The sequence below is a fragment of the Bacteroides sp. 1001302B_160321_D4 genome (assembly GCF_015667765.1).
GTDB classification, from domain to species: Bacteria; Bacteroidota; Bacteroidia; order Bacteroidales; family Bacteroidaceae; genus Bacteroides; species Bacteroides xylanisolvens.
Genome location: NZ_JADPLO010000003.1, coordinates 1 through 15,459, shown reverse-complemented (window position 1 = coordinate 15,459; position 15,459 = coordinate 1). Strand labels below are relative to the sequence as shown.

The window sequence follows — 15,459 nt, the reverse complement described above, 5'->3', positions numbered from 1 at the left end:
CGTTATGAAAAAGAACTTAGCATATATCGGACTGGTTTTATTGATCCTTACTTGGACGTCATGCGAAAGTAGTGACAATGAATTTCCTGATTTCGATTACCAGACAGTATATTTTGCCAACCAATACGGACTTCGTACCATAGAGCTTGGTGAGAGTGAATTTGTGGATAATACTCTTGACAATCAGCATAAGATGGTAATAAAAGCTGCTTGGGGTGGAGGATATACTAATAGAAACAATGTGGTGATAAACTTTAAAGTGGATGAGTCCTTGTGTGACAATCTTTATTTTAAAGATACAGATCAGCCTCTTGTCCCTATGCCGGCTTCTTACTACACGTTGGCTTCCGATCGAATTGCGATTCCTAAAGGGCAAATAATGGCGGGAGTAGAAGTGCAGTTGACGGATGATTTTTTTGCTGATGAAAAATCGATCAGTGAGAATTATGTCATTCCTTTGTTGATGACTAATGTGCAGGGGGCGGACTCTATTTTGCAAGGGAAGCCGGTTGTTGAAAATCCGGTGTTAACTAATGCCAGTGATTGGAGCATATTGCCGCAGAACTTTGTCTTGTATGCAGTGAAGTATGTGAATCCCTGGCACGGAGAGTACTTGCGTCGTGGCATTGATCATGCTACTGTAGCAGGTACATCAAAAGATATTATTCGCCATGAACAGTTTGTGGAAAATGATGAAGTTGTGAATATTTCTACTAAAAGTATGAAAGACAATCTTTTGACACTGAAAACCAAAGATGAAAGTGGTAAGGATATTAGCTATACTGTTCGTTTGTCATTTGCAGAAGATGGTTCGTGCACTGTACACTCTGGTTCGCAGAATGTAGTGGTAAGCGGTAGTGGCAAGTTTGTCAGCAAAGGTGAGAAAAATAGTCTTGGTGGAAAAGACAGGAATGCCATTTATCTTGACTATACAGTCAATTTGACAGACAATAACATTCAGCTTGCAACAAAAGACACTTTGGTGTTACGTACACGTAATGTGTATGGTGGCAAGTCACTCGAAGTAGTGAGAAAATGATGTTTTGATATGAACGTTAAAATCAAGAGTATATGAAATACATCAATAACAAGATAATTGCTTTTACACTGATCGCTGCGTCGATAATGTCGTGTACAGACGAATATGATTGCCAGCTTCAAGTAGAGAAACCACAGAATGCAGCTATCAACGAATATTTAGCTCAATTTGACCTGCTGAAGTCGTATATTGACCGTAGTGGTACACCTTTTCAGTTGGCTGTAAATGTACCGGGAAGCGAATTTGTAAAGAAAGAAATTGCATTCAGTACAGTGTTTACCAATTTTGATGCAGTGGATATGAACGGTTCTTACGATCCGCTAAATGCACTAAAGGAGGACGGTACTTACAATTTTGGTGGCATGCAAACGGCTGCCGATGTAGCGGCGGAGGCTGGTGTGACTCTTTATGGAGGGGTACTTTGTTCAAACCAAGGACAGCGTGCCGCATATTATAATAAGCTTATCGAGCCGATAGATATTCCGGTAGAAGTACAAAAAGGAACGACTAAGTTGTTTAATTTCGAAAATGATGCTATCGGTACGACTTATCCGATGACAGGTAATAGCTCGGCTACAGTTGAGGAAGACCCTGCCGGTGAAAGCGGTCATGTTTTACATGTGGGAACAAATGATGTGAAAGCTGCTTATTCCTATCCTAAATTTCACGTAGTTTTGCCTGCAGGAAGAAAACTCGGAGACTACGTTAGATTGAATATAGATTTGCGTTTTGTAGGAACTGATGGGATTTGGGGACAAGGTTTACGAGTCTTGATCAATGGAACGGAGTTTAATGTAGGAAAAAATGGAGATGGTTTCTGTGACGGAGGTGACAAATGGAAACGTGAAGGAACAATTAATCTGAAAGATGATACCGCTCCCGGATTGGTAGTACCCGAAAGTTTAGGAAGTCTGACAGAATTTGATTTAGCGATAGGTTCTGCATCCACTAGTGCACAATTTTATCTGGATAATATTTCTATGGACTATGAAGTATCCGGAAAAGGTACTACGGTTATCAATTTTGAAGGGGATAATCTGAATACAGTGTATCCTATGGTTGCTGGAGCTGGTGCTCCCAATAGCGGTACAGCTACTGTAGTAGAAGATCCAGCTGGAGAGACTGGTCATGTACTTTACATAGATCAGGCTTCACATTACTTCCCGGAATTTACAGTTAAGTTAGCTGAAGGCAAGACTCTTGGAGATTATACTGGCATGTCAATGGATATGCGCCTTTTAAAAGGGATGTATGGTTATGGAATGTACGTGAAAATTAATGGTCAGTTATTAAATCTCAATCAAAATGCAGCTGCTTACGGTTACGCAGAGAATGATACTTGGAAACGTGATGGTGTATTTGTGACCTTTGTGAAGGAAGGTACTTACACTGCTTTGGGTGAAGCGGTTCCAGCTACTACAATTGAGATACCCAATGCAATGAAAGACCTCAATGAAATAACATTTGCGATCGGTTCCAGTTCTGGCAACTGGACAGCATACATCGATAATTTGATTTTTACATGGGAAGCCAAGCCGCAACATATCGAAAAGACTCCAGAAGAGAAAAAGGAAATCTTCACTAAAGAAATGGAAAAATGGATTGGTGGTATGGTGTATGCAGGTGTGAATGAAACGAAGAGTGTAAAAGCTTGGAATATAATTGGTAATCCTTTGGATAAGACTGTTAATGATAATACATTTAACTGGGGGGAATATTTGGGTGAAGTAGACTATGCACGTACCGCCGTGAAGATTGCCCGTGATACAGTGAAGAATGCCAATGTAGATCTTGAGCTTTTTGTCAGCAACACATTTGGTCAATATGATGAAATGGGGAATATGGCTGATGAGCTCATATCTTTAGTTAATGCTTGGGAAGAAGACAACGTTACCAAAATTGACGGGTACAATATTCTTCTCAATGCAATTTATTCCAAAGATGTTGTTTTCCAGGAAGGCAATGAAACGATGATCACCAATCTGTTTGATAAACTAGGTAAGACTGGTAAACTTATACGGGTATCCGATCTTAGCATGATGGTTGAAGAACTGGATGGCAACTTTATTGCGATTAATAAATTAACAGAAGAAGATAGAGCTGCCGCTGCTTCTTATATGGCTTTTATCATGCAGGAGTATCGAAGACTTATTCCTGCGGACAAGCAATACGGAATCTCTATATCGGGTATTACAGAGACCAATACAGGTTATAAACTGTGTCCTTGGACATCGGACTATAACCGTAATGAAATGTATGAAGGTATAGTGGACGGATTGAAATAATCCTCTTCTCTGGATTAAAAGGACTATTTATATATGAAGAATATTACATTTTTATTTTGGCTCTTTCTTGCGAATATCCTCTTGGGGGCTTGTTCGGGAGGGGAAGATGAAAAAAAAGAAATGGATGAAGGAAAGGGCGCGTATGCGCTCTTTCTTAAAAAATCCATTACTGTGAGTACTGGGGAAAGTCAGACGGATGTTGTGGTGGAATGGGCGAAGACTTCTTGGGAGATAACTATCGGTGAAGGAGAGATCGTAAAAAGCGTTACTCCTACATCAGGTGGGAATAGTAGTGGGGAAAAACAGTACACGAAGGTTCGTGTATCTTGTGGGGCAAACAGTACGATGAAAAAGCGTACGCAAACCATTCACTTATTCGATAAAACTAATGAAACAACTGTTGATTTGCTGGTAGAACAAGCTCCAGCGTACAAGTCTGTTACGCTCAATATTGATCCTTCGGTGAAATATCAGCCGGTTGTAGGATTTGGCGGTATGTACAATCCGAAGATCTGGTGTGGTGACAATCTTATTTCTGCACCACAATTAGATAAAATGTATGGTGTCGGCGGATTGGGATATTCTATCCTTCGCTTGATGATTTATCCCAACGAATCAGATTGGAGTGCAGATGTAGAAGCAGCAAAGGCAGCACAAGCTAACGGAGCAATTATCTTTGCATGTCCATGGGATTGTACAGATGCGCTTGCAGATAAAATCACGGTGAATGGAAAGGAAATGAAACACCTTAAAAAAGAAAACTATGAAGCGTATGCAAACCATCTTATCCGTTATGTTACATTTATGAAGGAAAAAGGGGTGAACCTCTATGCGATTTCCGTCCAGAACGAACCGGATATGGAATTTACGTACTGGACTCCTTCTGAAGTAGTGGATTTTGTAAAACAATACGGAGCAAGGATACGGGAAACAGGAGTGAAGCTGATGTCACCGGAAGCTTGTGGTATGCAGCCTGAATATACTGATCCTATTATCAACAACGCCGAAGCATTTGCTCAAACGGATATTCTAGCCGGACATCTCTATCAAGGGTTTACAGATTTGAGTAGCGGATATGTTAAGAACCGCCACGATTACATCTGTGGTGTGTATTCACGTATTCAAGGAAAGACATGGTGGATGACAGAACATCTTTTTAATGACGGTGAGAATTCTGATGATTCTTCGAAATGGGAATTCCTGAAATGGCAATACAGTCTCAACCATCTTGGTAAAGAGATTCACATGTGTATGGAGGGGTATTGCAGTGCTTATATATATTGGTATTTGAAGCGCTTTTATGGTTTGATGGGCGATACGGACAAACGGAGTCCGACGGGTGAAGGAGAAATCACAAAGAATGGTTATATTATGGCTCATTATGCTCAATATGCAACAGAAACAACTCGTATTAAGGCAATTACAAATAATGAAGAAGTATGTGCTACTGCTTATTTGGATGAAAAGACCGGTGAAGTGACCATCGTATTATTGAATCTGAATGGTGCTTCTCAATGGCTGGAAATACCATTAGCAGGAATAAAAAAAGCAAGTGCCGTTGAAACGAACGAAACAAAAAATATGGAAGTGATCGATACTGGTTTGATGGAATCTGCTGAAGGCATAACGGTGTTGTTATCTGCTAACAGTATAACTTCAGTCAGATTGACATTTTAATGATAATAATAACTAGTTGGAATATGATGAATTTGTTAAATACGAAAAGTAAGCTATCATCCCTACTTTTTCTCGGAATAGTATGCTGTGCATGTATTCTTGGTTCCTGTAAAGATGACGATGTCATTGATCCTGACGCTCCTTCCGTACCGAAACCCGGTACGGCTGTCGAGAATATTAATACTAATGTCAAGGCATTACGTAAGCTTATTGAGGCCAAACAACAGGACCTGGCTGTAAAGACATACAATCCGGTGAATAATGGTGCGAGTTATACGATTGAGTTGTCGGATGGTACAAGCTTCAGTATGTATGCTCAGATAGCAGCATTGGAAGGCGGAGGAGAGGATGTAGTTTATTCTCCAAAAGTAGGTGCCAAAGTAGAACATGATGAATATTATTGGACTCTTGATGATGCTTGGCTAACGTTTGAGAATGATGAAAAGGTCAAGGTGTTGGATGAAAACAATACAGTTGCACCGATAGTGGATATCAACACTGACGGCTATTGGATTGTAAAATACGGAGCTAAGTCTCGTACCCTTGACAAGGCGGTGAGCGGCAAACTTACCAGTCAGTTTAAACAAGTGAGTACTATTGGTGACGAATCTGTCAGTTTCACTTTTACCGACCGGACACCTGTCATCGAACTGAATCTTTTTAAAGGAGACAATCCCGAAATTCCTCCGGTAACGGGGGCGTTACGCCGTCCTATTTCTCCTGAACAACCGGCATGGTTTGTTCATATCGATTCATGGAATTATGCCGATCCTCAGAAAATCATAGACCTTATCCCTGCAGATATTCGTCCGTTTACCATTTTTAATATCTCGTTGTCTGTAAGCCATGATGAGGCTACTGGGATCTATAATGTAAGCGAGTATGGTTATGAGATAGCAAAGTCGTGGTTGAGGACGTGTGCTGAAAATAATGTGTGGGCGATGGTGCAGCCTTCAAGCGGCGGTTTTAGTCATTTTAAGGATGTCAGCTTATATAGTCAATTTGAAAGTGACGATAAGGTTCGGGTATATGATGAGTTTTTCAGAGAATATCCCAACTTTCTTGGTTTCAATTATTGTGAGCAGTTTTGGGGGTATGATGACCAGTTCTCTGTATCGTGGTTACAACGAGTGGCTCACTGGAATCAACTTTTGAAACTTACTCATAAATATGGAGGATATCTGGTAGTTAGTTTCTGTGGTAATACTTGGTCGGCTAATATTAATCCTATTGCTCTTGTGAAGCGTAATTCTGATTTTGCCCAAACTGCCAAGTTGTACTCTGAAAATTTCATTATGTGTGAAAAATACACCACGCAAAGTGGCTTCTTCAATGTCGAAGGAATTTGTTTAGGCACGTGGCTCTCCGGTTTTGCAGGTCAGTACGGCATCCGTTTCGACCAATGCGGCTGGACAGAGGAGAAAGGACAGAATGGCGATAAGGATTTCCCGCCGGCTGCCGGTGCGCTGCCTATTATAGAGCATGTGATGCTGACAGGTCAGACTGTTATTGACGGACCTGAACTTATATGGCAGCAATGTTTTAAGGAGACGAATGCAGTCAGTGTAGGTGATGGTTATCAGAGCCGTAATTGGGAATGTTTTCCGCAATTTGTCAATATCAATATAGATATGTTCCGTAAGATTATTGATAAAACAATTCGTATTCCTTCCCGGAAAGAAGTTATTGACCGCACGAAAGTGGTGATTCTTCAAGATGTCTATTCCGGTGATGATAATGCTAAATACAGCAGCCCGAAGAATTTGCATGAAGGGCTTTACCTTCGCGATGATGATGGTAATCTTTGGGATAATCATTGTTACTTTAAGAAAACGGGCCGTTATCCTACGATTCCTGTTGCGTTCGAATTGTGTGACGATGTAGCTAATTCATTCCAGTATAAAATCAACCAATCAACTTTCGAAGGATCTTGGAGCGATGTAAATACTAAAGTTGGAAAATTCAACCGTTGGTTCCCGCAAGAGTATACGGGAGAACTTTATGCAGGACGTATAGAAAATGGTTGGGTGGTTTATAACGGACTTGCCGGAATACGGAATGCTGCAATTCCGTTTAAATACAATACATGTGACAAGATGGAATTGGCTTACTCCAAATATACTGTAAGTGTTATAAAAGAATATGCCAATAAGCTCACCTTCTACATGAATAACTATGACCCTAGTGGTTCGAGCAAGACGGAGGTAATCAAGATATATGGATGTACATCCAAACCAACTCATTCTGTGTCTTCCAGAGCCAATGGTACTGCACAAGTTTCCGAGAATTGGAAAGAAGATGTATATACGCTGACTGTCACTCATAACGGACCATTGGATTTGACGGTCAATTGTTCAGGAAAAGCCACCGATCGTTTAACTGTATCTACTGCAGCATCTATCCAGATTCCCGCTTCTCCACAAATTTATCAGGGCGCTTATCAGTATGAGGCTGAATGCTTTGATTTTAAGAATGTGACTAAGAGAGTGACAAAAGGAGATTCGGAGCCGATACGTAACTACACAGCACAGGGATATATAAATTTTGGTGCTAGTTCTGCAGCTGCCGTACGTGATGCTGTTACTGCACTGGAAGATGGTGTATATACAATCCGTATTCGCTACCGTGCTCCGTCGGCTACAGTCAATACCGTAGATATGTATATAAACAATACCAAAGTAGGTACTCCGGAGTTTGCACAAACTGATAATGACAATACTGTATGGAATACAGCCTTAATGTCGGTTTCCTTACGAAAAGGGGCAAATACGTTTGAATTGAAAGCCAATTCATCAGCTGCCGGTGACTTGTATCTCGACAACATTGTTATCGAAAGAAAATAAGAATTCTCTTAAATTCGATTATCCGCATTTTACAAGTAGTATCTTGCGGATAATTGTTTTTAGGACAGTATGTAACTAGAAAATAATGAAGAACATGTTTTTGAGTCGGATAATAATTATATTTCTATTCTTATGTGTATCTGTTTTGAATGCTGCGGAACCATTTGTCACTTTTATATCAGCGGATGCCAAGTTACCTTTGGTTACACCACAAAACAGATCGTTCTCTATTTGGTGTGATGATGCAGAACATCGTGGGGTGCTGTTAGCGGTGCGTAATTTACAAACGGATTTTGAAAAAGTGACTACTGTAAAACCCGAATTATCGAATATTGCGGGAAAAGAAGTGCGTATTATCATAGGTTCGTTTGACAAAAGCCCACTTATACGTCAATTAGTAAAAATAGGAAAACTGGATGGTAAAGAATTGAGAGGTAAGAATGAAAAATATATAATCACCACTCTTCATGCTCCTTTGGAAGGTTTACAGGGAGATGTGTTGCTGATTGCTGGAAGTGATAAGCGTGGAACGATTTATGGTATTTATGAATTGTCAAAACAAATAGGTATTTCTCCTTGGTACTGGTGGCTTGATGTTCCGCCGGTAAGGCATCAGGCTGTTTATATTAAAGAAGGTGTTTATACTGATGGTGAACCGGCTGTAAAATACCGTGGTATTTTCATTAATGATGAATGGCCTTGTATGGGAGGTTGGACAACTGAAAAGTTCGGAGGATTTAACAGTAAGATGTATGTGCATGTCTACGAACTTCTCCTCCGTTTGAAAGCTAATTTTCTATGGCCGGCCATGTGGAGTGCAGCATTTTATGCAGATGATCCGATGAATAGTCCTTTAGCTGATGAAATGGGGATTATAATCGGGACTTCCCATCACGAACCGATGGCACGTAATCACCAGGAATATGCCCGTAATCGTAAGTTGTATGGTGAGTGGAACTATCAGAGGAATAAAGAGGGAGTAGAACGTTTTTTCCGTGAGGGTATCAAGCGAATGAATGGAAAGGAAGAAGTAATTACTATCGCTATGCGTGGTGACGGTGATGCTCCGATGGGACCCGATACAGATACGCATCTATTGGAGGAAATCGTAAAAGGACAGCGTAAAATAATAGCAGATGTAACAGGTAAACCTGCTTGTAAGACTCCACAATTGTGGGCACTTTATAGTGAAGTGCTGGAATATTATGATAAGGGAATGAAAATACCTGATGATGTCATGATTTTGCTTTGTGATGATAATTGGGGGAATGTACGTCGTTTACCAGATTTAAAGGATAAACGGCATCCTGGTGGATATGGTATGTATTATCATGTAGATTTACATGGAGCACCACGTGCCTATCAATGGCTGAATATGACACAGATCCAGCATATGTGGGAACAATTATATTTGACTTATTCTTATGGTGTGGATAAAATGTGGATTCTAAATGTGGGTGACTTGAAACCGAATGAATTTCCTGTTGATTTTTTCTTGAATATGGCATGGAATCCTGGACACCTTACGGCTGATAATTTACAGGAATATACTTGTAGTTTCTGTAAACAACAGTTTGGGGATAACTATGCAGTAGAAGCCGCTCGCATCTTAAATCTGTATTGTAAATATGCTGCTCGCGTAACTGCAGAAATGTTGGATAGCCAAACTTATAATTTTTCCAGTGGAGAATTTAAGGCTGTAACAGATGAATTTCTTGCTTTGGAGGCGCATGCCTATCGTCAGTTTATGACTTTACCGGAAGAATTGAAGGATACATATAAAGAACTCATTCTTTTTCCTGTTCAGGCCATGGCAAACCTTTATGAGATGTATTATGCGGTTGCTATGAATCATAAGTTAGCATCTGAGGGTGATCCACGTGCCAATGAATGGGCAGATAGAGTGGAGTATTGTTTCAGGTATGATGCGGAACTTTGCTATGACTATAATAACAATATAGCTGATGGAAAATGGAATCATTTAATGGATCAGACGCACATCGGTTATACAAGCTGGGATGAGCCTAAAGGAGGAAATATAATGCCCGAAATCATAAGAGTGGATGTCTCTGCATATAAGCCGGGAGGATATGAGTATAAGGAGAAAGGTGGGGTGGTAGTAATGGAAGCGGAACGTTTTGCAGAATGTACACAAGGGAATAAGACGGAGTGGACAGTTATTCCTGACTTGGGACGTACTCTTTCTGGTTTGTCGTTGATGCCCTATACACAACCTGTAACAGGAGCTTCATTGACATATCGCATGAAGCTTAATTCTGAGATGAAAAATATACGTGTAAGATTAATCTTGGATAGTACTTTGCCTTTTATAAAAGGAGGACATAGTTATGCTATCAGTTTGGATGGTGGTAAAGAACAAATAGTAAATTACAATTCAGAGATGACTTGGGCTAATTGTTATACGAAGATGTATCCCGCCGGTGCTGCGCGGTTGATAGAGTCGGTGGTGGATTTTTCCAATGTTAATCTGAAAGAAGGAATACATGCATTAATTATTCGTCCGTTAAGCCCTGCTATTGTATTGCATAAAATTATAATTGATTGTGGTAGTGATGAAGTCAGTCGATTGAATCTTCAGGAAAGTCCTTATCGCAAGGTTACGCATTAATTAATATTTATGATATAGATACGCAAATGAAGAAGATTATTGTCTTATGTTGTTTATTATGTGCAGGCATATTTGCCTTTGCACAAGACCCGAATTTCCATATTTATCTTTGTCTAGGACAATCCAATATGGAAGGGAATGCAAAGATCGAGGCCCAGGATACGTGCAATGTCAATGAACGCTTTCTGATGATGGCGGCTGTTGATTGTCCGTCTTTGGGACGTGTCAAAGGACAGTGGTATAAGGCTGTTCCTCCGTTGGTACGTTGCCATACAGGGTTAACACCGGCCGATTATTTCGGACGTACGTTAGTGGAAAGGCTGCCTGATAATATTAAGGTAGGTGTCATCAATGTAGCTGTAGGTGGTTGCAGGATTGAACTGTTTGATGAGGAGAATTGCGAAGAGCATATTGCCTCTCAACCGGAATGGCTGAAAAATACCGCGAAAGCGTATGGTAATAATCCTTACCGTAGACTAAAAGAATTGGCTGTAGAAGCACAGAAAGCCGGTGTGATTAAAGGTATCCTCTTGCATCAAGGCGAGTCTAATACCGGTGATAAAGAGTGGCCTCAAAAAGTAAAGAGAGTCTATGAGAATTTGTTGAGGGATTTGAATCTTCAGGCAAAAGATGTTCCTTTGTTGGCGGGAGAAGTGGTGCATGCCGACCAGAATGGCAGATGTGCAAGCATGAATGAGATAATCAATACGCTACCGCAAGCGATTCCGACTGCGTACGTGATTCCTTCTTCGGGCTGTCCTGCCGCAGAAGATAATTTGCATTTCACGGCAGAAGGATACAGGAAATTGGGAGTGCGGTATGCCGAGAAACGACTCCTTTTGTTGGAGAAGGAACCAAACTCCGGGATTACTACCGAACCGGCATCCACTAATATTCCGGGATATGACTATCCCCGGGTGGATAAAGAGGGGCGTGCTCATTTTCGTTTCTATGCTCCGCAGGCTAACAGGCTACAAGTGGATTGTTGCGGAAAGAAGTATGATATGTGGAAAGATGCCGGAGGACTCTGGACGGCAACGACCAACCCTCTGCCTGTAGGATTCCATTATTATTTCCTGATTGCAGACGGGGTGTCGGTAACAGATCCTTCCAGTTATACGTTCTTCGGTTGTTGCCGTATGGCAAGTGGCATCGAAATCCCTGAAGGTGAGGAGGGGGATTATTATCGTCCTCAACAGGTACCTCACGGGCAGGTTCGTTCCTGTACGTATTACTCCGAAACGCAGAAAGAGTTCCGTCTGTGTATGGTATATACGCCGGCAGAGTATGAAACTCATCCGAAGAAGCGCTATCCGGTATTGTATCTGCAACATGGCATGGGTGAAGATGAAACCGGCTGGAGCACGCAGGGAAAGATGAATCATATTATGGACAACCTGATTGCATCCGGTCAGTGTGTGCCGATGCTCGTGGTGATGGATAGCGGTGATGTGGAAGCTCCGTTCCGGCCGCGTCCGGGAAAAGATGTGAACGAGGAGCGGGCTTTGTATGGCGCCACCTTTTATGACGTTATTCTGAAAGACCTGATTCCTATGATAGACCGGACATTCCGTACGAAAACCGACCGCGAACACCGTGCTATGGCAGGACTCTCGTGGGGAGGACATCAGACTTTCAATACGGTTCTGCCTCATCTCGATAAGTTTTCTTATATCGGAAGTTTCAGCGGGGCGATTTTCGGTCTGGATATGAAGACTTGTTTTAACGGAGTGTTTGCGGATGCGGACAAGTTCAATAAGAAAGTGAATTATTTCTTTCTCGGCTGTGGCACGGAGGAACAAATGGGAACAAAGAAGATGGTGGATTCACTCCGGAAACTGGGTATCGAGGTTGATTATTACGAATCGCAAGGCACAGCGCATGAATGGCTCACGTGGAGACGTTGCCTGAAAGAATTTGTACCACATTTATTTAAACACTGAAAATAGCATGAAAATGAAATCTACATTTATCGCAGCCACATTGTTGCTCGTTTCGGTTATGACCGAAGGAGGACTGTCGGCACAGAACCCGATTGTGCAAACTTGCTTTACTACAGACCCTGCTCCTATGGTGCACGACGGCACCTTGTATGTGTATACGGGACACGATGAAGACAAAGCGGATTTTTTCTGGATGCAGGAATGGCGTGTGTATTCTACCAAAGATATGGTGAACTGGACCGATCACGGCTCTCCTCTTGCCATCGAATCATTCGACTGGGCGGACGACCGTGCCTGGGCAGCACAATGTGTAGAGCGTAATGGTAAGTTTTATTGGTATGTCTGCCTGCATTCCAAACTTTCCAATACGATGGCAATCGGTGTGGCGGTAGGCGATTCGCCTGTCGGTCCTTTTAAAGATGCCATCGGCAAACCGCTTCATGACGGAAGCTGGGACTATATTGATCCTACGGTCTTCATTGATGATGACGGTCGTGCTTATCTGTATTGGGGAAATCCGAATATCTATTATGCAGAACTGAATGACGACATGATTTCCTTGAAAGGTGAAGTGGGCAAACTGGAACAGACTGTTGAGAGCTTTGGTGCACCCAATCCGGAAAAACGTGTCAAAGATGTTAAGTATAAAGATACTTATACAGAAGGTCCATGGCTTCATAAACGGGAAGGAAAATATTATCTTCTTTATGCTGCCGGAGGTGTACCCGAACATATTGCCTATTCCATGAGTGACGGACCTCTTGGGCCGTGGAAGTATATGGGAGAAATCATGCCTTTACAAGATACGGGCTCGTTTACTAACCATTGTGGAGTGATAGACTATAAAGGCAATTCTTATTTCTTCTATCATACGGGTAAGCTGCCGGGTGGTGGAGGCTTCGGGCGAAGTACGGCGGTGGAGCAATTTAAGTATAACGCTGACGGCACTTTCCCGATTATTAATGCTACCCGGGAAGGGGTGTCACCGGTAGGTACGCTCAATCCTTACGAAAGGGTGGAAGCTGAAACAATCGCTTTTTCTGAAGGTGTGAAGTCCGAACCAAATGTGAAAACCGGTATATATATATCTGAAATTCATAATGGAGATTATATAAAGGTACGTGAAGTGGATTTCGGCAATAAATCCCCCAAACGGTTCACTGCTACCGTTGCCAGTGCCCTTCGTGGCGGGACACTTGAAGTACGTACAGACAGTATAAGCGGACCATTAATTGCGGAACTGACTATTCCTTCAACGGGAGGTTGGGAATGCTGGAAAACATTGCAGGCTGATATTGTAAAACCGGTCACAGGAATACAAGATATTTATTTTGTATTCAAAGGACGTAAAGGCTGCAAACTTTTTAACTTCGACTGGTATAGGTTTAGTAAATAATTACTCTCAAGCTTTGTGAATAAACGAAAGATTCATCATGGTCTTTCGTTTATTTATGTACTTTTGTATATGAATACACTTTTCGGTATTCATATTGATTTATGACACATGATGATATTATAAAAATAACGCAAACGGCGGAAAGTGCTGTATTGGAATTTAAGGAAACGACCGGTCAATTAGAACGTGGTATGGAGACTCTCTGCGCATTCCTTAATGCACGAGGAGGGACTGTGCTATTCGGTGTAAGTGATAGCGGTAGAATCAAAGGACAAGATATAAGCGACAAAACCAAGCGCGACATAGTTGAAGCTATCCGGCGGATTGAACCGACAGCGCCTATTGAAATTTCTTATGTTTCTGTTCTCAATACCGATAAATTCGTCGTGGCTCTCAAGGCTGAAGAACTGTCTTATTTACGCCCTTTTACATATAAAAGCCGGGCATATCAACGCATAGAAAGCGTAACTACTGCTATGCCGCAGGAAATGTACAATCAATTGTTGATGCAGCGTGGCGGTGCTTATTGTTGGGAAGCGATGACCAACGTGAACCTGAAAATCGAAAATCTTGATGAAAACGCCATAATGGGTGCAGTAAGAGCCGGCATTCGGAGCGGGCGCTTGCCTGAAGCTACTATACGTGAAGAAATTCCTGCTATCCTCGAAAAGTTCAACTTACTGTATGACGGGAAGTTGAATAATGCCGCCGTCGTGCTTTTTGGAAATAAATTTTATGACTATCCACAATGTCTGTTGAGGTTGGCTCGCTTCAAAGGAACAGGTAAAGAAGAGTTCATTGACAATCAGCGCGTACAAGGTAATATTTATAAGCTACTGGATGCCGCTATGGCTTTCTTCTTCAAACATCTTTCTATTTCTGGCAAAATCGAAGGGCTTTATCGGGAAGAAGAATTAAGTATTCCTTATAAGGCATTGAGAGAGAGTTGTATTAATGCTTTTTGTCATAGAGCATACGGCCATCCGGGTAGTTCGGTCGGAATCGCTATCTATGATGATCGAGTAGAGATTGAAAATACAGGAACTTTTCCTGCTGATGTGACATTGGAGAATTTGTTAAAAGAACATCATTCCAAACCTCAAAATCCGCTTATTGCTAATGTATTGTATAAAAGTGAGATTTTGGAAAGCTGGGGACGGGGTATTGGACTCATGATGAGTGAATGTCGTCGTGTCGGTATTCCTGAACCGGAATTTCATACTGATGGAAGTTTTGTATGGGTGGTGTTCAGATATGAAGAAGAGAACACCAATAAGCATCCGACAAGCATCCGACAAGCACCCGACAAGTACCCGACAAGCACCCGACAAGTAAAGACTCTTGTCGAGTTGATTGGTGAAGATATGTTTTCTGTAAAGGAACTGATGGGATTAATGCAATTGAAAGACCGAGAGAACTTCTTGAACAATTACCTTAATCCGGCAATAGAAGCTGGTCTGGTTGCACCATTGTATCCGGAAAATCCCAAACACCCTAAACAGAAATATCACTTGACGGAAAAAGGAAAAGAATAGTCGGAATAATATAGGTAGGGATATTCAGTAAATGTTCCTCTTTCTAAAAAATCAAGAGAAAAGCTTTGCTTTACGTGAGCTTTTCTCTTGATTTTTTCGTTCAACTCTCCCA

Annotated in this window: 8 protein-coding genes; all 8 read left to right on the top strand. The window is 41.5% G+C overall.

Annotated features, from left to right (window positions below; translation table 11 throughout):
* Positions 1–4 precede the first annotated feature (4 nt).
* The 8 genes from KFO40_RS01760 (at position 5) to KFO40_RS01725 (ending at position 15,347) form a co-directional block, all read left to right on the top strand.
* A complete protein-coding gene (locus KFO40_RS01760; RefSeq protein ID WP_004322246.1) occupies positions 5–1,039 on the top strand; it encodes a DUF5627 domain-containing protein in 1,035 nt (344 codons plus the stop codon).
* 32 nt (positions 1,040–1,071) lie between these two features.
* A complete protein-coding gene (locus KFO40_RS01755; protein ID WP_211146019.1) occupies positions 1,072–3,324 on the top strand; it encodes an endo-1,4-beta-xylanase in 2,253 nt (750 codons plus the stop codon).
* A gap of 33 nt (positions 3,325–3,357) precedes the next feature.
* Positions 3,358–5,001, top strand: a complete 1,644-nt coding sequence (locus tag KFO40_RS01750) for a glycosyl hydrolase (protein ID WP_211146018.1) — start codon at positions 3,358–3,360, stop codon at positions 4,999–5,001.
* A 23-nt stretch (positions 5,002–5,024) separates the two neighbouring features.
* Positions 5,025–7,844, top strand: a complete 2,820-nt coding sequence (locus KFO40_RS01745) for a glycoside hydrolase family 98 domain-containing protein (protein WP_211146017.1) — start codon at positions 5,025–5,027, stop codon at positions 7,842–7,844.
* A gap of 85 nt (positions 7,845–7,929) precedes the next feature.
* The gene (locus KFO40_RS01740) at positions 7,930–10,473 is read left to right on the top strand and encodes a glycosyl hydrolase 115 family protein (RefSeq protein WP_211146016.1); all 2,544 of its coding nucleotides are present in this window, start codon (positions 7,930–7,932) and stop codon (positions 10,471–10,473) included.
* Between the two features lie 26 nt (positions 10,474–10,499).
* Positions 10,500–12,416: a sialate O-acetylesterase gene (locus tag KFO40_RS01735; RefSeq protein ID WP_134985159.1), complete on the top strand. Its 1,917-nt coding sequence runs from the start codon at positions 10,500–10,502 to the stop codon at positions 12,414–12,416.
* A 7-nt stretch (positions 12,417–12,423) separates the two neighbouring features.
* Positions 12,424–13,812, top strand: a complete 1,389-nt coding sequence (locus KFO40_RS01730) for a glycoside hydrolase family 43 protein (protein ID WP_211146015.1) — start codon at positions 12,424–12,426, stop codon at positions 13,810–13,812.
* A 101-nt stretch (positions 13,813–13,913) separates the two neighbouring features.
* Entirely contained in the window at positions 13,914–15,347 is a 1,434-nt protein-coding gene (locus KFO40_RS01725; RefSeq protein WP_049701725.1) for an ATP-binding protein, read from the top strand.
* Positions 15,348–15,459: the final 112 nt, after the last annotated feature.

Bases quoted from the DNA above. Each gene is read 5' to 3' on its own strand.
- KFO40_RS01760 (WP_004322246.1), top strand. From the start codon at position 5: ATGAAAAAGAACTTAGCATATATCGGACTGGTTTTATTGATCCTTACT.
- KFO40_RS01755 (WP_211146019.1), top strand. From the start codon at position 1,072: ATGAAATACATCAATAACAAGATAATTGCTTTTACACTGATCGCTGCG.
- KFO40_RS01750 (WP_211146018.1), top strand. From the start codon at position 3,358: ATGAAGAATATTACATTTTTATTTTGGCTCTTTCTTGCGAATATCCTC.
- KFO40_RS01745 (WP_211146017.1), top strand. From the start codon at position 5,025: ATGATGAATTTGTTAAATACGAAAAGTAAGCTATCATCCCTACTTTTT.
- KFO40_RS01740 (WP_211146016.1), top strand. From the start codon at position 7,930: ATGAAGAACATGTTTTTGAGTCGGATAATAATTATATTTCTATTCTTA.
- KFO40_RS01735 (WP_134985159.1), top strand. From the start codon at position 10,500: ATGAAGAAGATTATTGTCTTATGTTGTTTATTATGTGCAGGCATATTT.
- KFO40_RS01730 (WP_211146015.1), top strand. From the start codon at position 12,424: ATGAAAATGAAATCTACATTTATCGCAGCCACATTGTTGCTCGTTTCG.
- KFO40_RS01725 (WP_049701725.1), top strand. From the start codon at position 13,914: ATGACACATGATGATATTATAAAAATAACGCAAACGGCGGAAAGTGCT.